Genomic DNA, 20889 nt, shown 5'->3' on the forward strand with positions numbered 1-20889 from the left:
GATAATGCGCGCTTTGCCCAACAAGAACGACGAGGAGCCTTCTTGACCCTGGCCGGCCTCCCGCTGGACTTCGTCCTGTTCGCCCTGACGCTGCTCGGCGTGGCCCTGTTCCACCGTCACACCCTGGCGGTCGCCGTGACCGGGATGGTGGCGATCGCGCTGTACAAGCTGGGCTTTGGCGATTTCGCCGGCGTTCCCGGCGTCCAGGGCCTGCTGGGCCTGCTGGCGCACGAGTGGGTCACGCTCGGGAACCTGCTGGGGCTGCTGCTCGGGTTCGCGCTGCTCGCGGACCACTTCGAGCGCAGCGAGGTCACCGAACTGCTGCCCCGCATCCTGCCGGACGACTGGAAGGGCGGCTTCGTGCTGCTGCTGATCATCTTCGTGATCTCCAGCTTCCTCGACAACATCGCCGCGGCCATGATCGGCGGCGCCATGGCGCACGTGTTGTACGCGGGCAGGGTGCATGTCGGCTACCTGGCGGCCATCGTGGCGGCGAGCAACGCGGGCGGCGCCGGCAGCGTGATCGGGGACACCACCACGACGATGATGTGGATCGCCGGCGTTTCCCCGGTGCAGGTGTTCGAGGCCTACGCCGGCGCGATCGTGGCGACCCTGTTCTTCGGCGTGGTCGCGGCCCGCCAGCAGCACGCCTGCCAGCCGATCATGCGCGACAACCCGCGCGACATCCACCTCGACCACGCCCGCCTCGCGATCGTGGCGATCATCCTGGCGACCGCGATCGCGGCCAACGTCTGGTTCAACCTGCGGCACCCGGAAGTGCTCAACGCCTTGCCCGTCATCGGCATCGCGGTCTGGGTGGCGCTGTTCGCCACGGCGGGCTGGCGCCGGCCGACCTGGAGCCTGCTGCCGGGGGCCCTGCGCGGCAGCGTCTTCCTGCTCTCGCTGGTGATGTGCGCTGCCATGATGCCCGTGAAGGCGCTGCCGGCACCCACCTGGGCCACCACCTTCGGCCTGGGCTTCGTCAGCGCGGTGTTCGACAACATCCCGCTCACCGCGCTGGCGTTGCGCCAGGGCGGCTACGACTGGGGCTTCCTCGCCTTCGCGGTGGGCTTCGGCGGCTCCATGATCTGGTTCGGCTCTTCCGCCGGCGTCGCGCTGTCCAACATGTATCCGCAGGCCCGTTCGGTCGGCGCCTGGCTGCGCGGCGGCTGGCACGTGGCGGTCGGCTATATCCTCGGGTTCGCGGTGCTGCTGGCCGTCGTCGGGTGGGATCCCGAAGGCCACGCGCGCCAGAAGCCGTCCGCCCCGTCGGTCGAATCGCCTGCTCCCGTCCAGACCCAGCCACACAAACCATGACGAAACCCCGCATCCTCGTCGCCCGGGCCGTGTTCCCGGAAACGCTAGCCCGCCTTTCGCAGCACTTCGAGGTGGAAAGCAACCAGGCGGACGCCACCTGGACCAGGCAGGAGCTCGCGCAGCGCCTGCAAGGCAAGGCCGGCGCCTTCACCACCGGCACCGAGCGCATCGACGCCGAGGTGCTCGCCGCCTGCCCCGATCTGAAGATCTGCGCCAACATGGCCGTGGGTTACAACAACTTCGACATCCCCGCGATGACGGCGCGCAAGGTCCTGGGCACGAACACCCCCGACGTGCTGACCGAGACCACGGCGGACTTCGGCTTCGCGCTGCTGATGGCCACGGCCCGCCGCATCACCGAGAGCGAGCATTACCTGCGCGCCGGCCAGTGGACCAAGTGGAGCTACGACATGTTCGCCGGCGCCGAGGTGCACGGCAGCACGCTGGGCATCCTGGGCATGGGCCGCATCGGCCAGGGCATCGCCAAACGCGGCGCCCACGGCTTCGGCATGAACGTGATCTATCACAACCGCTCGCGCCTCTCGCCGGAGCTGGAAGCCGAGTGCAAGGCGCGCTATGTGTCGAAGGATGAACTGCTGAAGACGGCCGACCACCTGGTGCTGGTGCTGCCTTATTCGGTGGAGTCGCACCACACCATCGGCGCGCAGGAACTGGCCCGGATGAAGCCGACCGCCACCCTGGTGAACGTCGCCCGCGGCGGCATCGTCGACGACGCCGCGCTGGCCCAGGCCCTGCGCGACAAGCGCATCGCCGCCGCCGGGCTCGACGTGTTCGAGGGCGAACCCAAGGTCCACCCCGACCTGCTGACCGTGCCCAACGTGGTGCTGACCCCGCACATCGCGAGCGCGACGGTGCCCACGCGCAAGGCGATGGCGAACCTCGCCGCCGACAACCTGGTCGGCTTCCTGGTGAACGGCAAGCCGCTCACTCCCCTGAACCCTGAAGTACTGACGAAGTAGTGGAAATCTGGATCGTGATGGCGCTGGCGCTGGCCAGCGTCGTGTTGATGGTGGCCTTGCTGATGCGCAAGCCGCCGGTGCTGGACACCGGCCGTGCCGAACTGATGGCAGCCAACGAACGGCTCGAGCGCGAGCTGCGGCGCGAGATCAGCGAGAGCTCGCGGGGCCTGCGCAGCGAGCTGACGCAGACGCTCGCGACCTTCCAGGAAACGCTGATGCGGCAGGCCCAGGAAGCCAACCGCACGCAGAACGCGCAGATCGACGCCTTCGCGCAGCAGCTCGCGCTGACGCAGAAGACGATCGCCGATTCGCTGCGCGACCTGAGCGAGGCCAACGCCCGCCGCATTTCGGAGGTGCGCGCGACGCTGGAAACGCAGCTCAACGCGATGCAGCAGACCAACGCGGCGAAGCTCGAGGAGATGCGCAGGACGGTCGACGAGAAGCTGCAGTCCACGCTGGAAGCGCGCCTGGGCGAGAGCTTCAAGCAGGTGGCCGAGCGGCTGGAGCAGGTGCACCACGGCCTGGGGCAGATGCAGAACCTGGCGCAGGGCGTCGGCGACCTGCAACGCGTCCTCACCAACGTGAAGACCCGCGGCATGTTCGGCGAGGTGCAGCTCGAGGCGCTGCTGGAGCAGGTGCTGACGCTGGAGCAGTACGGCAAGCAGGTCGAGACCAAGCCGCGCAGCAACCAGCGCGTCGATTTCGCGATCAAGTTCCCCGGCCGCAGCTCCGACGGCTCGTCGGTGTGGCTGCCGATCGACGCCAAGTTCCCGCGCGAGGACTACGAGCGCCTGCTCGACGCGCAGGACCGCGCCGATGCGGCCGGCGTCGAAAGCGCGGGCCGCGCGCTGGAAGTGCGCATCCGCGAGGAAGCCAAGTCGATCTGCGAGTACTACCTGTGCCCGCCGTACACCACCGACTTCGCGATCCTGTTCCTTCCGATCGAGAGCCTCTACGCCGAGGTGCTGCGCCGTCCCGGCCTGATGGACCGGATCCAGCGCGACTACCGCGTCACGCTGGCCGGACCCACCACGCTGCTGGCGATGCTCAACAGCCTGCACATGGGCTTCCGCACGCTGGCGCTGGAGCAGCAGGCGTCGGAGGTGTGGAAGGTGCTCGGCGCGGTGAAGACCGAATTCGACCGCTATGGCGAATGGGTCGCGCGCATCAAGGAGCAGGTGCAGAAGGCCGCGGACACCGTCGACAAGGCCGACACCCGCACGAAGATGATGCGGCGCGCGCTGAAGAACGTCGAGGCGCTGCCGGACGGCCAGGCCCAGGCGCTGCTGCCCCTGGCCGACAACGGTGACGACAGCGACGCCTGACCCCCGCGGCACGGGGCGCGAGCTCGCGCGCCTGATCTCCGGCCAGATCTTCCTGCACGCCTGCATGGCGGGCATGCGGCTGGCCGCGCCGCTGATGGCGCTGCGCGCAGGCTACAGCGCGGCGGCGGTGGGCGTGCTGCTGGCGCTGTTCGCGCTGACCCAGGTGTTCCTGGCGCTGCCGGCCGGGCGCTTCGCCGACCGCCATGGCCTGAAGCGGCCGGTGGGCCTGAGCGTGACCGCGGCGGTCGTGGGCGCAGGCCTGGCCGTGGCCTGGCCCGTGTTCCCGGTGCTGTGCGTCGCGGCCTTGCTCACCGGCGGCGCCACCGGCGCGTCGGTGATCGCGCTGCAGCGGCACGTGGGCCGAGCCGCGCAAACGCCCACGGAGCTGAAGCAGGTGTTCTCCTGGCTCGCGATCGGGCCGGCGTTCTCCAACTTCCTGGGGCCTTTCGTGGCCGGGCTGGTGATCGACCACGCCGGCTTCCGCTGGGCCTATTTCGTGATGGCGGTGCTGCCGCTGCTCGCCTGGGCCTTCATCCGCGGCGCGCATGAGGCGCCGCTGCCCGAACGCTCCGCCAACGCGGGGCGGCAGCGCGCCTGGGACCTGCTGCGCGACCCGATGTTCCGGCGGCTGCTGCTGGTCAACTGGTTCCTGTCCTCGGCCTGGGACGTGCACACCTTCGTGGTGCCGGTACTGGGGAACGAGCGCGGCCTGTCGGCCTCGGTGATCGGCACCATCCTCGGCGCCTTCGCCGCCGCGGCGGCGGCGCTGCGCGTGGTGCTGCCGGTCCTGGCTTCTCGCATCCAGGAGTGGGCGCTGGTGGCGGGCGCCATGCTGGCCACGACCATGATCTATGCCGTCTATCCCTTCATGCAGACGGCGGTGACCATGGGCGTGTGCTCGGTGCTGCTCGGCCTCGCGCTGGGCTGCGTGCAGCCGATGATCATGAGCATGCTGCACCAGATCACGCCGCACCACCGCCATGGCGAGGCGGTGGGCATGCGGCTGATGGTGATCAACGCCTCGAGCGTGGCGATGCCGATGCTGTTCGGCGCGGCCGGCGCCGCCGTGGGCATCAGCGCCGTGTTCTGGACGGTGGCGGCGATGGTGGGCGCCGGTTCCCGCCTCGCCTTCGGCCTCAAAGGCGATAGAACGTCTTGATCAGGTTCCAGGCCGTTTCGGGATCGTCGGCGAACTGGAACAGGTCCAGGTCGGCCGGCGAGATCACCCCTTCGTCCACCAGCATCTCGAAGTTGACCAGCCGCTTCCAGTAGTCGGAGCCGAACAGCACGATCGGCACCTGGCGCGCCTTGCGCGTCTGCACCAGCGTGATCACCTCGAACAGCTCGTCCAGCGTGCCGAAGCCGCCGGGGAAGGCGACCAGCGCCTTCGCGCGCATCATGAAGTGCATCTTGCGCAGCGCGAAGTAGTGGAACTTGAAGGACAGCGCCGGCGTGACGTACCGGTTGGCGGCTTCCTCCATGGGCAGCGCGATCGACAGGCCGACGCTGACGCCGCCGGCTTCGTCGGCGCCGCGGTTGGCCGCTTCCATGATGCCGGGGCCGCCGCCGGTGCAGACGAACAGCTGGTCGCGCGGCTCCTTGTCCGCGCTGTACTCGGCCACCAGCCGGCCGAAGGCGCGCGCCTTCTCGTAGTAGTGCGCGTTGCGGGCCAGGGCGCGGGCGCGGCGTTCGTCCACCTTGCCGGGACCGGTCTCGCCGCCGGCGTCGGCGCCGGCGGGCTGCTGCGTCACGGCGCCGGCGGCCGCGGCCTGCTGCACCAGGGCGTCGGCCTCCTGCTGGTCGCGAAAGCGCGCGCTGCCGAACACGACGATGGTGTTCTCGATGCCGTGGGCCTGCTGTTCGAGGTCGGGCTTGAGCAGTTCCAGCTGGAAGCGGATGCCGCGCGTCTCGCGGCGCAGGAGGAATTCGGGGTCGGCGAAGGCCAGACGGCTGGCGTCCGGATCGAGGGGCAGACCGGCATCGGCATGGGACTTCAGGGTGGCCCAGGCATCGGCCAGGCGCCGGTCGTGGATGTTGCGGGTCGAAGACATAAGCGCCGATTGTGGCCGGATTCGCCGCCCGGGCGGGGCCGCGACTGTCGAGGAGGCGTATGCTGTGGCGCAAACAACCCGGGGGGAAGAGGTTGGAGAATCCGGTGTACCACGTGGTGCTCGAGGGCCGCACGCTCGGCCCGTATGACCGGCGCACCATCGTCGGCATGCGCATCAAGAAGACGCTGAGCAGCCAGGACGTGCTCGTCGATGCCGACGGCGGGCGTCTCACGGTGGGCGAGCTCGTGCGCGGCCAGCCTCCCGTTCCGGCGTTCCAGCCCAGCCGCGGCGAGGGCACCGGCAGCTATTCCATCATCCAGTCCACGCTGTCCGGCAGCATCGTCGAGGTCGAGGGCAAGGGCTACGAGATCCCGAAGTTCCAGGGCGAGGTGGAAGTCCGGGTGCAGACCAAGGTGCTGCGGGTGGCGGGGCGTTTCCGCGAGGGCAAGTCGTGGAAGGAAGACCGCGTGAAGTTCCCGCTGGACGACATCGCCCATGCCCGCCTGCGCGGCAGCGTGGTCGACCTCTGGGTGCGCACCGCCGATGCCAAGCAGGGCCTGCAGCGCGTGACGCTGGAGATGTTCACGCCGGAAGCGGCCGGCGAGCTCACCGAGAAGCTGCCCTACACCGCGCCGTGGCCGGGCAGCGAGCCGCTGGCGGCACGCGGGCAGGGCGGCGGTGCGCTGCACCCCATGTTGTGGACGGCGGTCGTGGGCACCGTGCTGCTGGTGGGCGGCGTGCTCGTCTGGGTGCTGACGCAACACTGAGGGGCGGCGCTCAGGACGCCTGGTCCGCGAGCCATGCGAGCAGTGGCGCGCGCGCCGGCGCCAGGCCCTTGTAGGCGAGCACGGCTTCGCTCATGGAAGCGAGCGCGTCGTGCAGGCGCAGTGCGTCCTCGCGCGTGGCGACCGCCTCCGTGAGCGGCGTCAGCATCACGTGGATCGTGAAAACGGCCTGGCCGGGCACGCCGGCCACCGGGAAGAAGGTCTGGCGCTCGGCGCGCAGGAAGCAGGCCTGCGCGAAGCCCCCGGGGTCCGGTGTGGAAGGCCAAGGCGCGCGCGGATGCCGCCGCGGATGCTGGTCGTGGCGGCAGCTGGGCGTGATCGTCCACACGGAGCGCTCGAAGCGCTCGCCGCCGGTGACCAGCTGCACGAGATGCTGGCCGGCCGAGAGGATGGCCTGGTTGTCGGCCACCGGTGCGTGCACGGCGGCGAAGTGCAGTCCCAGCTTGTCTTCCGGCGCCCAGTGCGACGGCACGCAGACGCACAGCCAGGGCAGGGTGGAGGTGGCGCCGTCGAGGACGGCGAAATCCTCCTCGAAGGCGAGTTCGATCGGTTCGCCGGCGGCCAGGCCCTCGGCGCGCGCCCGCGCCAGGATCGCGGCGATCGCCGGCTGTGCATCGAAGCCTGGGACCGCGAGCCGGCTCGCGCCGGCGTCCAGCACGCGCTTCTTCTCCTGCCACAGCGCACTGCCCGGCGCGAGCGGCGTCAGGTGCGTCGCGCCGGGGCCGAGCCGCTGCAGCCCGGGCTGCATGCGGAACGGGACGGCGATGCGGTTGGGATCGAAGCGGGGGGCAGGCATCGGACACAAAAAAGGCTCCTTGCGGAGCCTTCCTGTCATGTGCGCGAAGCTTACACGCGGCGGCGGTATTCGCCGGTGCGCGTGTCGATTTCGACCTTGTCGCCCTGCGCCACGAAGATCGGCACGCCGATCTCGAAGCCGGTGGCGATCTTGGCGGGCTTGAGCACCTTGCCGGAGGTATCGCCCTTGACGGCGGGCTCGGTCCAGGTGATCTCGCGCTCGACGCTGGTGGGCAGTTCGACCGAGATGGCCTTGCCTTCGTAGAACACCACTTCGGCGGGCAGGCCGTCCTCGAGGTAGTTCAGGGCGTCGCCCATGTTGTCCTTCTCCACCTCGTACTGGTTGTACTCGGCGTCCATCCAGACGTACATCGGGTCGGCGAAGTAGGAGTAGGTGCAGTCCTTCTTGTCGAGGATGACCTGGTCCATCTTGTCGTCGGCCTTGAAGACGAGTTCGGTGCCCTGGTTGTTCAGCAGGGACTTGAGCTTCATGCGCACGGTGGCGGCGTTGCGGCCACCGCGGGAGTATTCGGTCTTCAGCACGACCCACGGCTGGCCGTTCTGCATGATCACGTTGCCGGCGCGGATTTCTTGGGCGATTTTCATGACGGTGTCTTCGGGTGGAAGCCGCGCTCGCGCTGAAGAAATTCTGCGGGTGGCGGCGAATGCGCGCGAGCGGTGGGGCCCGCAAGCGCAAAGCTCTATATTCTAACCCGGCCGGCCGCGAATCGCTGCAGCTCGGTGGCGAGCTCCGGCAGGGCCTGGGCCCGCTCCAGCGCCCGCGCGAAAGTGTCGCGCCAGCCCGCCGGGTCCAGCGGGGGCAAGGGCGCGGCCACCACGTCGTTCCACGCCAGGAAAAAATCACGCAGGTCGGGCGGCGGCTGCAGCCAGGCGAGGAATGCTTCCAGCTTGGCGTGGTGGGCGTCGTCCTCCTGCTGGGGGTAGATCTGCCAGACGAAGGGCACGCCCGCCAGCAATCCGCGGACGAAGGAATCCTCGCCGCGCACGAAGTTGAGGTCGGAGGCCCACAGCAGTTCGTCGTAAGCGCGCTGGCTCATCAGGGGCAGGAAGTGCAGGCGCACGCCGTTCCCCAACTGGCCTTCGTAGGGGCGCACCGCCGCCGTGGCCCGACCTGCCGTCACGAGCAGGTCCGTGGGGTCCGGCAGGCCCGCCAGGTGCGCGAGCAGGTCCGGCAAGGCGTCCGGCTCGTAGCAGAACAGGCTGATCACGCGGCTGCCTTCCACGGGGATGCCGTGGCGTTCGCGCCAGCCGGCGCGGTCGAACTGCGAGCGGCGGCGGGGCAGGTCGGCCTCGCGCAGCAGGCCGCCCGTGCGGCCGGTGAAGCCCGGGTAGACGAAGTGCTTGGTCAGGCCCGCGCCCGGCCCGGACATCACGGGCGAGGGCAGGCCGTGGCTGCGCTCCACATAAGGTTCCGCCGAGAGGTATTCGAGGTTCAGCCACGCCGGCGGCCGCTGCGCGGAGGCCATGCGCGCGACGAAGGCCGGCGGCGGATCGCAGCCGAAGGCTTCGACCGCGACGTCGCCGGGCCCGAGGTCGGGGGATTCGCCGGTCCAGTGCACGACCTGGACCCTCGGCGCGCCACCGGGCGCCATCCACTGCAAAGCCGAGGGATCGTCGATCCACAGGCGCACTTCTTCCCCGCGCGCGGCCAGCTCCGCCGACACCCGCCAGCACACGCCCACGTCGCCGTGGTTGTCGATCACCCGGCAGAAAAGGTCCCACTTCATGTGGCTCGGATAATAGGGCCATGGTGCAGGACCACTCCGATGAACTCCTGGCGCAGGTCGCCGCGCTGCCGGCGCTGCCGGGCGTCTACCGCTATTTCGACGCGCAGGACACCGTGCTCTACGTGGGCAAGGCGCGCAACCTGAAGAAGCGCGTCTCGAGCTACTTCACGAAGAACCATGGCGGGACGCGCATCGGCCACATGGTCGGCAAGATCGCGCGGCTGGAAACGACGGTGGTGCGCTCGGAAGCCGAGGCGCTGCTGCTCGAGAACAACCTGATCAAGACGCTCGCGCCGCGCTACAACATCCTGTTCCGCGACGACAAGAGCTATCCCTACCTGAAGATCACCGGCTCGCCGGACAAGCTCGGCTTCGCTTCGAACGGCAAGGCGGGTGGGCCGTCCGCCGCGGTGTTCCCGCGCGTGGCCTACTACCGCGGCTCGGTCGACCGCAAGCACCGCTACTTCGGCCCCTATCCCAGCGCCTGGGCGGTGAAGGAGTCGATCCAGCTGCTGCAGAAGGTGTTCCGCCTGCGCACCTGCGAGGACACCGTGTTCGCCAACCGCACGCGGCCCTGCCTGCTGTACCAGATCAAGCGCTGCACCGGTCCCTGCGTGAATCTCGTCTCGCCCGAGGACTACCACCAGGACGTGCTCAATGCGGAGGCCTTCCTGCGCGGCGACACCCAGGCCGTGCTGAACCAGCTGGAGCAGCGCATGGTGGCGCACGCCGGGAAGCTGGAGTTCGAGCAGGCGGCCGAACTGCGCAACCAGATGGCGGCCCTGTCCAAGGTGCTGCACCAGCAGTCGGTGGAGACGGTTTCCGACAAGGACGTGGACATCCTCGCGGTGGTGGTGCAGGGCGGCAAGGCCTGCGTCAACCTGGCGATGGTGCGCGGCGGCCGGCACCTCGGCGACCGTGCCTACTTCCCGAGCCACGTCGAAGACGCGAGTGTGGTGCAGGAGTTCGACGATGCGGCCGATGCGGTGAAGGCGCGGCCCGTCGAGGAGCAGGTGCTCGAGGCCTTCATCGCGCAGCACTACCTCGGCGTGCCGGTGCCGTCGGCCCTCATCACCAGCCACCCGGTCGCGCCGGAGCTGACCGAGGCGCTGTCCGAGCAGACGGGCGTGCGCATCGGCGCCGTCCACAATCCGCGCGGGCAGCGGCGGCTGTGGCTGGAGATGGCCCAGAAGAACGGGCAGCTGCAGCTTGCGCGGCTGCTCGCGGAAGAGGGTTCCCAGCAGGCCCGCACCCGGGCCCTGGTGGACTCGCTCGACCTCGCGCCCGACCATCTCGACACCTTCCGGGTCGAGTGCTTCGACATCTCGCACACGGCGGGCGAGGCGACGCAGGCGTCCTGCGTGGTGTTCCACCACCACGTGATGCAGAACCGCGAGTACCGCCGCTACAACATCGATGGGATCACGCCGGGCGACGACTATGCCGCCATGCGGCAGGTGCTGACGCGGCGTTACGCGCGGCTGGCGCAGGCCGGGCGCGACACGCCGGATGCGACGCCGCCGGAGGACGAGTCCGTTGCCGGCGATGCCGTCGCCGACGAAGTCGTCGCGGCAGAAACCGTGTCCGCCGAAGCGGCCACGATCGAAGTGCCGGCAGACGCGCCCGCCAAGCCGAAGCGCGAGAAGCCCGGGGGCGGCGGCAGCGCCCAGCGCCTGCCGGACCTCGTGCTGGTCGACGGCGGCCGCGGCCAGGTGAGCATGGCGCGCGAGGTGTTCGCCGAACTGGGCCTCGATCTGTCGGTGATCGTCGGGGTGGAGAAGGGCGAGGGCCGCAAGGTGGGCCTGGAGGAACTGGTCTTCGCCGACGGCCGCGAGAAGGTCTACCTGGGTCGCGAGTCGGCGGCGCTGATGCTGGTGGCGCAGATCCGGGACGAGGCGCACCGCTTCGCGATCACGGGCATGCGGGCCCGCCGCGCCCGCGTGCGCGTGGGCGGCAGCCAGCTGGAGGAGATCCCCGGCGTGGGCGCGAAGAAGCGGGCGCGGCTGCTGCAACGCTTCGGCGGCGTGCGCGGCGTGGCCTCGGCCAGCGTGGAGGACATCGCCACGGTGGAAGGCATCTCGCGCGAGCTGGCGGAGGATATCTACCGGGCGCTGCATTGAGTTCGTCCCGGGCATGCCAGAATCGGTGCCCATGTTCTTCACGGTCCCGACGCTCCTCACCTGGACGCGCATCATCGCCATCCCCTTGCTGGTCGGCGTGTTCTACATCGGGCTGGAGCCGCGGCTGCAGAACCTGGTGGCCACGGTCATGTTCATCGTCTTCGCGGCGACCGACTGGCTCGATGGCTACCTGGCGCGCCGCCTGAACCAGACTTCGTCCTTCGGCGCCTTCCTCGACCCGGTCGCCGACAAGTTCCTGGTGTGCGCCTCGCTGCTGGTGCTGGTGCACCTGAAACGTGCGGACGTCTTCGTGGCCCTGATCATCATCGGGCGGGAGATCGCGATTTCCGCGCTGCGCGAGTGGATGGCGCAGATCGGCGCCTCCAAGAGCGTCGCCGTGCACATGCTGGGCAAGGTCAAGACCACCGTGCAGATGGTCGCGATCCCCTTCCTGCTGTTCGACGGCCAGCTGTTCGGCGTGATCGACACCGAGGTGTGGGGCACCTGGCTGATCTGGATGTCGGCCATCCTCACCGTATGGTCGATGATCTACTACCTGCAGAAGGCGCTGCCCGAGATCCGCCGGCGGGTGAAATGAGCGCGGCGGACCGCGGCGGCCCGCTGGTGCGGGCGATGCCCGCCGTCTTCGTCCTGATCTGGAGCACCGGCTTCATCGTGGCGCGCTACGGCATGCCGCATGCGCCGCCGATGAAGTTCCTGGCGCTGCGCTACGTTCTTTCCGTGCTGGCCTTCCTGGCGTGGGCGTTCCTCGCCCGCGCCGCCTGGCCGCGCAGCCGCGCGCAGTGGGGGCACCTCGCCATCACCGGCATCCTGATGCATGCGGGCTACCTGGGCGGCGTGTGGGCCGCCGTGAAGGCCGGCATGGGTGCGGGACTCGCCGCGCTGCTGGTGGGCCTGCAGCCGGTGCTGACGGCGATCTGGATCTCCCTGGGCGGCGGCCGCGTCGCGCCGCGCCAGTGGGCCGGGCTCGGGCTCGGCCTCACCGGCCTGCTGCTGGTGGTGTGGCAGAAGCTCGGGATCGGCGAGGTGCATCCGCTGAACCTGCTGTTCGCGCTCGTCGCGCTGCTCTCGATCACGGCCGGCACGCTGTACCAGAAGCGCTTCGTCGCGCCCTGCGACGTGCGTACCGCGAACCTCGTGCAGCTCGCCGCGGCCTTCGCCGTGACGATCCCGCTGGCGCTGCTGGAATCCGAAGGCATCCGCTGGGCGCTGCCGGACGGCGCGGTGAATGCCGAGCTGGTGGGCGCGCTCGCCTGGTCGGCGCTGGGTCTCACGCTGGGCGGCAGCTCCCTGCTCTACCTCCTGATCCAGCGCGGGGCCACCACGTCGGTGACCAGCCTCATGTACCTGGTGCCGCCGACCACGGCCTTGATGGCATGGGTGCTGTTCCGCGAGCCGATCACGACGGTGATCGTCGCCGGCATGGCGCTCACCGCCGCGGGCGTGAGCCTGGTCGTGCGGCAGCCGAAGCGGTGAGCTTCCACGGCTCGGCGCGGAAGCGCTCGGCCAGGAAGTCCACCAGCAGCCGGATGCGCTTGGGCGTGCTGGGCGTGTGCGGCGCCAGCCAGTGCACGTCGGCGTCGGTCATCGCGTAGCCGGGCAGCACGCGCACCAGTTCGCCGGTGGCCACGGCGCCGGCGATGTCCCACAGGCTGCGCAGCATGATGCCGTGGCCGGCCAGGCACCAGTCGCGCACCAGCTCGCCGGAATTGCTGGAGAGCGGGCCGCCCACGCGCACGCGGACCTCCGCCTTGTCCCGCTCGCGCTGCAGCCGCCACACGTCGAACTGCTCGTTCTCGCGCACCACCAGGCAGTCGTGCGCGGCGAGCTCCTCCACGCTCGCGGGCATGCCGCGGCGGCGCAGGTACTCGGGCGAAGCCACCAGCACCCGCTGGTTGCGCGCGAGCCGCCGGCCGGTCCATTCGGTCGCGCGCTGCCCGCGCACCGCCCACAGCCACACCGCGCCGTCGAAGCCTTCCACCGCGAGGTCGGGCAGTTGCTCCGTGAGCTGCAACTGGACGTCGAGCTGCGGATGCCGCGCCTGGAATTCGGCGATTGCCGGGCCCAGCCACACGCGCCCGAAGCCGAAGGTCGCGGCCAGGCGGATTCGCCCCACGGGCTCCTTGTGCCGCTCCTGCAACTCGGCTTCCATGGCCTGGAAGCCGGCGAGCAGGCCGATCGCGCGTTCGCACAGCGCCTCGCCTTCCGCGGTGGGCACGACACGGCGGGTGGTGCGCTGGAACAGCTTGAGCCCGAGCTTCGCCTCCAGCGCGGCCAGCCGCTTGGTGATCACGGAAGGGACGACGTCGGCCGCGGCGGCCGCGGCGGCCAGGCTGCCGTGCTCGCGGATCGCCAGCAGCAGCTCGAGGTCGGGGCGGTCCAGGTGGGGGCTCATTGCTTCTCGTTCGGAAAGAATCGCTTGCCGCATTATTGCTGGCGCGGCCGAGGGCCGGATGCCAGAATGCGGGCCATGTTCGAAGGCTTCGAGTCCCTGCAGCTGGATCGCGAAGGCGTGGCGCTCCGCGTGCGCCGCGCGGGGCAGGGCGCGTCGCTGCTCCTGCTGCACGGCCACCCGCAGAGCCAGGCCATGTGGCACCGGGTCGCGCCGCAACTCGCCGAACGCTTCGAGGTGGTGCTGGTGGACCTGCGCGGGTACGGCGACTCCGGCCGGCCGCCGGCCGGGGAACAGTCCGCCGCCTATGCGAAGCGCGAGATGGCGCTCGATGCGCTGCATGTCATGCGCGCGCTGGGCCACGAGCGCTTCCAGGTGCTGGCGCACGACCGCGGGGCCCGAGTCGCGCATCGGCTCGCGCTCGATCATCCGCAGGCCGTGGAGCGGCTGCTGCTGCTGGACATCGCGCCGACCCTGGCCATGTACCGCGGCACGACGGAAGCCTTCGCGCGCGCCTACTGGCACTGGTTCTTCCTGATCCAGCCGGGCCCGCTGCCCGAGGCGCTGATCGCGTCCGACCCGGTGCGCTACGTGCGCAGCGTGATGGGCGCGCGCCACGCGGGCCTCGCCGCCTTCGCGCCGGAAGCGCTCGCCGAATACGAGCGCTGCGCCGCGAACCCGGGCACCGCCGCCGGCATCGTCGCCGACTACCGCGCCAGCGCCGGCATCGACCTGCAGCACGACCAGGCCGACCACGACGCCGGCCGCAAGCTCGCCCAGCCGCTGCGCGTGCTGTGGGGCGAGCATGGCGCCGTCGGCCGCAACTTCGACGTGCCGGCGCTGTGGCGCGCGGCCGCCACCGATTTCACCGGCCGCAGCCTGCCCTGCGGCCACTACATCGCCGAGGAAGCGCCCGCGCTGCTCCTCGACGAAGCCTTCGCATTCCTAAGGAGCACCCCGTGAGCAAGAAGAGAATCGCAGTCCTCGCCGGCGACGGCATCGGCAAGGAAGTCATGCCCGAAGGCGTGCGCGTCGTCGACGCGGCCGCCCGCAAGTTCGGCATCGACCTCCAGTTCGACCACTTCGACTGGTCCTCCTGGGACTACTGCGAGAAGCATGGCCAGTACATGCCGGACAACTGGAAGGAGCTCGTCGGCGGCCACGACGCCATCTTCTTCGGCGCGGTGGGCTGGCCCGAGAAGATCGCGGACCACACCTCTCTGTGGCAGTCGCTGCTGCTGTTCCGCCGCGACTTCGACCAGTACATCAACCTGCGCCCGGCGCGCCTGATGCCCGGCATCGTCGCGCCCGTCGTGCGCAAGGACGGCAGCAAGCGCGAGCCTGGCGAGATCGACATGTACATCGTGCGCGAGAACACCGAGGGTGAGTACTCCGCCGTCGGCGGCCGCATGTTCAACGGCACGGAGCGCGAGATCGTGATGCAGGAGACGATCATGTCCCGCCACGGCGTCGACCGCGTGCTGAAGTTCGCCTTCGAGCTGGCGCAGAAGCGCGGGAAGAAGCACCTGACTTGCGCGACCAAGTCCAACGGCATCGCGATCACCATGCCCTACTGGGACGAGCGCTTCGCCGAGATGGCGAAGAACTACCCGGGCATCAAGACCGACAAGTTCCACATCGACATCCTGACCGCGCACTTCGTGCAGCGCCCGGACTTCTTCGACGTGGTGGTGGCGACCAACCTGTTCGGCGACATCCTCTCGGACCTGGGCCCGGCCTGCACCGGCACCATCGGCATCGCACCCAGCGCCAACATGAACCCGGATCGCACGCACCCGTCCCTGTTCGAGCCCGTGCACGGCTCGGCGCCCGACATCTACGGCAAGAACATCGCCAACCCGATCGGCCAGATCTGGGCCGGCGCGATGATGCTGGACTTCCTGGGCCACAAGGACGCGCACGACGCGATCCTCGCCACCATCGAGAAGGTGCTGGACCCGAAGTCCGGCGCACCGAAGACGCCGGACATCGGCGGCAAGGCGAGCACCACCGACCTGGGCAAGGCGATCGCCGCCGCCCTGTAACGGCTTGCTGCTGCGCACCTCGCAGCGCAGCATGCCCGCTGGTCCTGCGACGAACGCGCACGTGAGCGCGCGCTCGTCGTCGGGTTGGGCCTAGAATGCGTCCCCGCGTGTTGTATTGCCGCAGGGCGTATTGACACCTCTCGCGACGCTGATCTTTAATCGACGGCAGTGGCCGCAAGGCCGCCCGCACTGTCTCCCCTTCCCGCCGCGCCGACATCTCGGAGCCTGCCGGGAACGGGAGACAAATTTTTGAACGAAGAGACGCGTCCGTCCAAAACTCATTCCTGCACGAGGGGCCCAGTGAACAAGACCGAACTGATCGAGCACATCGCCAAACACGCCGACATCTCCAAGGCCGCCGCCACGCGCGCGCTGGAGTCGATGATCGGCGCGGTGAAGACCACGCTGAAGAAAGGCGGCTCGGTTTCGCTCGTGGGTTTCGGCACTTTCGCGGTGGGCAAGCGCGCCGCCCGCAGCGGCCGCAATCCCCGTACCGGCGCACAGATTAAAATCAAGGCTGCCAAGGTGCCCAAGTTCCGTCCCGGCAAGGCGCTGAAAGATGCGCTGAACTGATGGCCGGTCTCCGGTGGGGTGCTTAGCTCAGCTGGTAGAGCGGCGCCCTTACAAGGCGTAGGTCGGCGGTTCGATCCCGTCAGCACCCACCAAAAGAAGAAAGGCGAACCGCGGTTCGCCTTTTTGTTTGATTTGAACGAGTCCCGAGCATGTTCGATTTCGTCCGCAACCACAACAGGGTGATGCAGATTCTTCTGTTCATCCTGATCGTCCCCTCCTTCGTCCTGTTCGGGCTGGAGGGCTACAACCGCTACCGCGAGGGCGGCGAGACGGTCGCGAAGGTGGACGGCCGCGAGATCAGCCGCACCGACTGGGACAACGCGCACAAGCAGGCGGTGGACCGCCTGCGCGAGCAGATGCCGAACCTCGACGCCAAGCTGTTCGACTCGCCCGAGGCCCGCTACGGTACGCTGGAGCGGCTGGTGCAGGACCACGTGCTCGCCGCCGCGGTGGAGCACAACCACCTGCTGGTGGGCGACCAGCGCGTCGCCCGCGAATTGCAGAACAACGAGCTGATCGCCGCGCTGCGCGGCGCCGACGGCAAGCTGGACATGCAGCGCTATCGCGACGTCCTCAAGCGCCAGGGCATGACGCCCGAGATGTTCGAGAACAACGTCCGCAACGACCTCGCGCGCGGCCAGGTGCTCAATGGCGTGCTGCAGACGGCTTTCATGCCCAAGGCGCAGGCCGGCGTCGCCCTCGACTCCTACTTCGAGCGGCGCGAGGCGCAGGTGGCCCACTTCAATGCGGCGGACTTCCGCGGCAAGGTGGCGCCGACCGACGCGGAGCTGCAGGCCTTCTACAAGGAGAACCCGCAGCTGTTCCAGGCGCCGGAGCAGGCGAACATCGAATACGTGGTGCTCGATCCGGCCGCGGTGTCGAAGGACGTGACGGTCAACGAAGCGGACCTCAAGACCTATTACGAGCAGAACGCCTCCCGCCTGGGCGGCAAGGACGAACGCCGCGCCAGCCACATCCTGATCGCGGTGCCCAAGGGCGCACCGCAGGCAGACAAGGACAAGGCGCGCGCGAAGGCCGAGGCCGTGCTGGCGCAGGTGAAGAAGAACCCGGCCGGCTTCGCCGACATCGCGAAGAAGGAATCGCAGGACCCCGGCTCCGCGGCACAGGGCGGCGACCTCGACTTCTTCGGGCGCGGCGCGATGGTCAAGCCGGTGGAGGACGTCGTCTTCGGCATGAAGACGAAGGGCGAGATCAGCGGCCTGGTGGAGTCCGAGTTCGGCTACCACATCGTGCAGCTCACCGACATGAAGTCGGAGAAGCCGCCCACCTTCGAGGAGATGCGGCCGAAGCTGGAGGAGCAGGTCAGGCGCGAGCAGGCGCAGAAGAAGTTCTCGGAGTCCGCCGAGACCTTCAGCAACACGGTCTACGAGCAGCCGGATTCGCTCAAGCCGGTGGCCGAAAAGCTGAAGCTGGAGGTGCGCACCGCGCAGGCGGTCACCCGCACGCCGCAGGCAGGCGTGAAGGGCCCGCTGGCCAACCCGAAGTTCCTCCAGTCGCTGTTCTCTTCCGACGCGCTGGAGCGCAAGCGCAACACCGAGGCGGTGGAGTTCGGGCCGAGCCAGCTGGTGGCCGGCCGCATCACGCAGTATTCGCCGGCGCACGCGCGTCCCTTCGAGGAAGTGAAGGACCAGGTGCGCGATCGCGTGGTCGCCACCAAGGCCGCGGAGCTGGCGAAGAAGGAAGGCGAGGCGAAGCTGGCCGCCTGGAAGGCCAATCCGGCCGGCGCCCAACTGCCGGCGGCCGTGGTGCTGTCGCGGCAGGCGGCGGACAAGCAGTCGCCCAAGGTGGTGGAGGCCGCGCTGCGCGCCGATCCTTCGAAGCTGCCGGCGCTGGCGGGCGTGGACCTGGGCCTCGAGGGCTATTCCATCGTCAAGGTGAATCGCGTGCTGCCGCGCGAGGCGCCGGCCGCGCAACAGGCGCAGCAGGAACTGCTGCAGTACGCCCGCGCCTGGACGACGGCCGAGGCGGAGGCTTACTACAACCTGCTCAAGGACCGCTTCAACGTCCAGATCAAGGTGCCGAAGCCGAAGGAAGGCGCGACCCGGTAAGGCGCGCGCCGGGGCCGCGCCCGCGGGGCGCGGCTTGCGAGGGCGCCGCTAGCAGCCGTCGCGGCAGCGGAACTTCAGGCCGGTTGCGAGCTTGAAGGCCTGCAGCCGCGAGCGCGGCACGTGGCGGCCGCACATGAAGCAGCTCATGGTCCCGCCATAGGGACCCGGGAAGTCGGTGCCGGTCGACTTCGACTCGTAGCGAAGGCCGCCGGCGCGCACCTTCGTCTTGACGTCGTCCTTCACCCGCGCACCTCGCCGTCCGGCGGCTGCGTGGTCGAGGGCAGGGGCGGCGGCCGCGTGGTGCTCTTGCGGTCCTCCTTCTCCTGCTTCTTGCGCTTCTTGTCGAGTTCCCGCTGGCGTTTCTCGAACGCGTAATTGGGCTTGGCCATGGTGTTCTCCGCGTGCGCGGGCCGCGCATGGGGCGGCGGCCCGTCAGGGTTTCTTACTGCATCAGTGTCACCACGGCTCTTGGATGGCGTGTTTCGCATCCCATGGTAGCCGATCAGCGCGTGCCCGCACCGGGGGGCGCCTGATGAATTGTCGGGGAGGTGCGGGAAAGCCGCGAGACCGAAATGCGCGTCCTGGTCAGGACAGGGGCACTTCGAGAAAGGAGGGGGTGGGGTGGCTGATGGGACTCGAACCCACGACAACAGGAATCACAATCCTGGACTCTACCAACTGAGCTACAGCCACCGTGAGCCTGCGATTATAGCCCGGCCGGCGAACGGCTTGCGCGTTCAGGCGTTCACGAGGACCAGCTTGCCCTTCACGGCGCGCGAACCCATGTGCGCGTAGGCGGCCTTGAGCTCGGCCATCGGCATCGCGCGGTCGATGACGGGCTTGACCTTGCCCTGGGCGTACCACTGGGCCAGCTGGCCCATCATGGCGGCGTTCGCCTTCGGTTCGCGGCGCGAGAACTCGCCCCAGAACACGCCGACGATGGACGCGCCTTTCAGCAGCGGCAGGTTCAGCGGCAGGCTCGGGATCGGGCCCGCCGCGAAGCCCACCACCAGGTAGCGGCCGCGCCAGGCGATCGAGCGGAAGGCCGGCTCGGCGAACTCGCCGCCCACGGGGTCGTAGATCACGTCGGGGCCCTTGCCCTCCGTCGCGGCCTTGACCGCTTCGCGGAAGGCATTGGGCACCGCATGCTGCGTGTAGTTGATCGTGGCGTCGGCCCCGAGCGAGAGGCACAGATCGCATTTCTCGTCGGTCGACGCCGCCGCGATCACGCGCGCGCCCATCGCCTTGGCGATCTGGATCGCCGCCGTGCCCACGCCGCCGGCGGCGCCGAGCACCAGCAGCGTCTCCCCGGCCTTCAGCTGCGCGCGATCCACCAGTGCGTGGTGCGAGGTCGCGTAGATCATGATGAAGGCGGCCGCATCGACGAAGGGAAAGCCGGGCGGCAGCGGCATGCAGCGGTCCGCCGGCGCGACGGCGTGCGTGCCGAAGCCGCCGGTGCCGGAGAGGCAGGCGACCGGCTGGCCCACCTCCAGGTGCGTGACGCCTTCACCGAGGGCAGCCACCGTGCCCGCGTATTCCGAACCCGGCACGAAGGGCAGCTGCGGCTTGAACTGGTACTTGTTCTGCACGATCAGCAGGTCGGGGAAGTTCAGGCTGGCCGCCTCGATCTCCACCAGCACCTCGCCGGCCTTCGGCCGGGGCGTGGGCAGTTCCTTCCATTGCAGCGCTTCCACGCCGGTGGGGTTCTCGCAAAGCCAGGCATGCATGGCGTCACTCTCCTTCGTGGCGCCCATCATAGGCAAGGCCCCCGGAGGGCGGATGTCCCTGCCGTGACCGCCCCCTACAATCGACCGGATCACCATGAAGATCCTGCTTTCCAACGACGACGGCTACCAGGCGCCCGGCATCGTGGCGCTGTACGAGGCGATCCGCGACCTCGGCGACGTCGACGTGGTGGCCCCGGAGCACAACAACAGCGCGAAGTCGAACGCGCTGACGCTGAATGCGCCGCTGTACGTCAACATCGCGTCCAACGGCTTCCGCTACGTGAACGGCACGCCGGCCGACTGCGTGCACATCGCGCTCACGGGCCTGCTGGAGCAGCGGCCCGACCTCGTGGTGAGCGGCATCAACAACGGCGCCAACATGGGCGACGACACGATCTATTCCGGCACCGTGGGCGCCGCGATGGAGGGCTACCTGTTCGGGATCCCGGCGATCGCCTTCTCGCAGACGGAGAAGGGCTGGGCCAACCTGGACGCCGCCGCGCGCAAGGCGCGCGAGCTGATCGAATATTTGGTGGCGCACCACCGCACCGACGCCGCGCACTGGCTGCTGAACGTCAACATCCCGAACCGGCCCTACGAGGAACTGAAGCCCTACAAGGTGTGCCGCCTCGGCCGCCGGCACGCGGCGGAGAAGGTGATCGCGCAGACCAGTCCGCGCGGCGACACCATGTACTGGATCGGCGGCGCCGGCCTGCCCAAGGACGACGCCGAGGGCACCGACTTCCATGCTTCGCTGCAGGGACACCCCACCATCACGCCGCTGAAGGTGGACCTGACCGACCACGACGCCTTGCGCTACTGGGGCCAGGCCGCCGTGCAGATCGCGCGCGGCGAGGGCGGCGCATGACGCGCCGGCCCGGCTTTCCCGCGCGGCTCGATACGGGCGGCACGCCGCCGGCCCGGCGCACGTCCGCGGTCGC

Annotated in this window: 21 protein-coding genes and 2 tRNA genes; 14 read left to right on the forward strand and 9 right to left on the reverse strand. The window is 69.4% G+C overall.

What is annotated here, in order from left to right; translation table 11 throughout:
* The first annotated feature begins 42 nt into the window (after window positions 1-42).
* Genes VF522_RS17375 through VF522_RS17390 form a run of 4 tightly spaced genes read left to right on the forward strand, consistent with a single transcriptional unit; the run spans window position 43 to window position 4781 of the window.
* Window positions 43-1317 carry a citrate transporter gene (locus VF522_RS17375; RefSeq protein ID WP_330909555.1) on the forward strand — a complete coding sequence of 425 codons (1275 nt, stop codon included), beginning with the start codon at window positions 43-45 and terminating at the stop codon, window positions 1315-1317.
* Window positions 1314-2297 (forward strand): D-glycerate dehydrogenase, encoded by a 984-nt coding sequence (locus VF522_RS17380; protein WP_330909556.1) that lies wholly within the window; start codon window positions 1314-1316, stop codon window positions 2295-2297. Before VF522_RS17375 ends, VF522_RS17380 begins: the two co-directional genes overlap by 4 nt.
* Window positions 2298-2314: 17 nt before the next feature.
* The gene (locus tag VF522_RS17385; RefSeq protein WP_414709553.1) at window positions 2315-3622 is read left to right on the forward strand and encodes a DNA recombination protein RmuC; all 1308 of its coding nucleotides are present in this window, start codon (window positions 2315-2317) and stop codon (window positions 3620-3622) included.
* The gene (locus VF522_RS17390) at window positions 3603-4781 is read left to right on the forward strand and encodes an MFS transporter (RefSeq protein ID WP_330909558.1); all 1179 of its coding nucleotides are present in this window, start codon (window positions 3603-3605) and stop codon (window positions 4779-4781) included. Before VF522_RS17385 ends, VF522_RS17390 begins: the two co-directional genes overlap by 20 nt.
* Here the strand turns inward: VF522_RS17390 and VF522_RS17395 are convergent.
* Window positions 4759-5673, reverse strand: a complete 915-nt coding sequence (locus VF522_RS17395) for a TIGR00730 family Rossman fold protein (RefSeq protein ID WP_330909559.1) — start codon at window positions 5671-5673, stop codon at window positions 4759-4761. The genes VF522_RS17390 and VF522_RS17395 overlap by 23 nt on opposite strands.
* A 104-nt stretch (window positions 5674-5777) precedes the next feature.
* Here VF522_RS17395 and VF522_RS17400 point away from each other — a divergent pair, with 104 nt between their 5' ends.
* On the forward strand, window positions 5778-6440 hold the full coding sequence (locus VF522_RS17400; RefSeq protein WP_330909560.1) for a hypothetical protein: 663 nt from the start codon (window positions 5778-5780) through the stop codon (window positions 6438-6440).
* A 10-nt stretch (window positions 6441-6450) separates the two neighbouring features.
* Here the strand turns inward: VF522_RS17400 and VF522_RS17405 are convergent, their stop codons facing one another.
* The 3 genes from VF522_RS17405 to earP form a co-directional block, all read right to left on the reverse strand.
* Window positions 6451-7254, reverse strand: a complete 804-nt coding sequence (locus tag VF522_RS17405) for a heme-dependent oxidative N-demethylase subunit alpha family protein (protein WP_330909561.1) — start codon at window positions 7252-7254, stop codon at window positions 6451-6453.
* A 50-nt stretch (window positions 7255-7304) separates the two neighbouring features.
* The gene (efp, locus tag VF522_RS17410; RefSeq protein ID WP_330909562.1) at window positions 7305-7859 is read right to left on the reverse strand and encodes an elongation factor P; all 555 of its coding nucleotides are present in this window, start codon (window positions 7857-7859) and stop codon (window positions 7305-7307) included.
* A gap of 95 nt (window positions 7860-7954) precedes the next feature.
* Window positions 7955-9001, reverse strand: coding sequence for an elongation factor P maturation arginine rhamnosyltransferase EarP (earP, locus tag VF522_RS17415; RefSeq protein ID WP_330909563.1), 1047 nt, complete (start codon window positions 8999-9001; stop codon window positions 7955-7957).
* Between the two features lie 20 nt (window positions 9002-9021).
* On the opposite strand from earP, the gene uvrC reads away from it, so the two are divergent.
* From uvrC to VF522_RS17430, 3 genes are read left to right on the forward strand one after another with little or no spacing between them, the layout of a single operon-like run.
* The gene (gene uvrC, locus VF522_RS17420; protein WP_330909564.1) at window positions 9022-11121 is read left to right on the forward strand and encodes an excinuclease ABC subunit UvrC; all 2100 of its coding nucleotides are present in this window, start codon (window positions 9022-9024) and stop codon (window positions 11119-11121) included.
* 31 nt (window positions 11122-11152) lie between these two features.
* On the forward strand, window positions 11153-11719 hold the full coding sequence (gene pgsA, locus VF522_RS17425; RefSeq protein ID WP_330909565.1) for a CDP-diacylglycerol--glycerol-3-phosphate 3-phosphatidyltransferase: 567 nt from the start codon (window positions 11153-11155) through the stop codon (window positions 11717-11719).
* Entirely contained in the window at window positions 11716-12618 is a 903-nt protein-coding gene (locus tag VF522_RS17430) for a DMT family transporter (RefSeq protein ID WP_330909566.1), read from the forward strand. The genes pgsA and VF522_RS17430 overlap by 4 nt, the downstream gene beginning before the upstream one ends.
* On the opposite strand, the gene VF522_RS17435 is transcribed toward VF522_RS17430, so the two are convergent.
* Complete coding sequence (locus tag VF522_RS17435) at window positions 12572-13537, reverse strand: LysR substrate-binding domain-containing protein (protein WP_330909567.1); 966 nt, start codon at window positions 13535-13537, stop codon at window positions 12572-12574. The genes VF522_RS17430 and VF522_RS17435 overlap by 47 nt on opposite strands.
* Window positions 13538-13612: 75 nt before the next feature.
* On the opposite strand from VF522_RS17435, the gene VF522_RS17440 reads away from it, so the two are divergent.
* From VF522_RS17440 to VF522_RS17460, 5 genes are all read left to right on the forward strand, one after another.
* Complete coding sequence (locus tag VF522_RS17440; protein ID WP_330909568.1) at window positions 13613-14497, forward strand: alpha/beta hydrolase; 885 nt, start codon at window positions 13613-13615, stop codon at window positions 14495-14497.
* Window positions 14494-15579, forward strand: coding sequence for a tartrate dehydrogenase (locus VF522_RS17445; RefSeq protein WP_330909569.1), 1086 nt, complete (start codon window positions 14494-14496; stop codon window positions 15577-15579). The genes VF522_RS17440 and VF522_RS17445 overlap by 4 nt, the downstream gene beginning before the upstream one ends.
* 300 nt (window positions 15580-15879) lie before the next feature.
* Window positions 15880-16152: an HU family DNA-binding protein gene (locus VF522_RS17450; protein ID WP_013901776.1), complete on the forward strand. Its 273-nt coding sequence runs from the start codon at window positions 15880-15882 to the stop codon at window positions 16150-16152.
* A 16-nt stretch (window positions 16153-16168) separates the two neighbouring features.
* Window positions 16169-16244: transfer RNA gene (locus VF522_RS17455), tRNA-Val, on the forward strand.
* Window positions 16245-16301: 57 nt separating this feature from the next.
* Entirely contained in the window at window positions 16302-18221 is a 1920-nt protein-coding gene (locus VF522_RS17460) for a SurA N-terminal domain-containing protein (RefSeq protein WP_330909570.1), read from the forward strand.
* Window positions 18222-18269: 48 nt separating this feature from the next.
* On the opposite strand, the gene VF522_RS17465 is transcribed toward VF522_RS17460, so the two are convergent.
* The 4 genes from VF522_RS17465 to VF522_RS17480 form a co-directional block, all read right to left on the reverse strand.
* Window positions 18270-18464 carry a hypothetical protein gene (locus VF522_RS17465; protein ID WP_330909571.1) on the reverse strand — a complete coding sequence of 65 codons (195 nt, stop codon included), beginning with the start codon at window positions 18462-18464 and terminating at the stop codon, window positions 18270-18272.
* Window positions 18461-18610 (reverse strand): hypothetical protein, encoded by a 150-nt coding sequence (locus VF522_RS17470; protein ID WP_330909572.1) that lies wholly within the window; start codon window positions 18608-18610, stop codon window positions 18461-18463. The genes VF522_RS17465 and VF522_RS17470 overlap by 4 nt, the downstream gene beginning before the upstream one ends.
* A gap of 228 nt (window positions 18611-18838) precedes the next feature.
* Window positions 18839-18914, reverse strand: a tRNA-His gene (locus tag VF522_RS17475).
* 44 nt (window positions 18915-18958) lie between these two features.
* The gene (locus VF522_RS17480) at window positions 18959-19948 is read right to left on the reverse strand and encodes an NADPH:quinone oxidoreductase family protein (protein ID WP_330909573.1); all 990 of its coding nucleotides are present in this window, start codon (window positions 19946-19948) and stop codon (window positions 18959-18961) included.
* Between the two features lie 94 nt (window positions 19949-20042).
* Here VF522_RS17480 and surE point away from each other — a divergent pair, with 94 nt between their 5' ends.
* Complete coding sequence (gene surE, locus VF522_RS17485; RefSeq protein WP_330909574.1) at window positions 20043-20816, forward strand: 5'/3'-nucleotidase SurE; 774 nt, start codon at window positions 20043-20045, stop codon at window positions 20814-20816.
* The last annotated feature ends 73 nt before the right edge of the window (window positions 20817-20889 follow it).

This window comes from Ramlibacter sp., from assembly GCF_036383835.1.
GTDB lineage: Bacteria > Pseudomonadota > Gammaproteobacteria > Burkholderiales > Burkholderiaceae_C > Ramlibacter.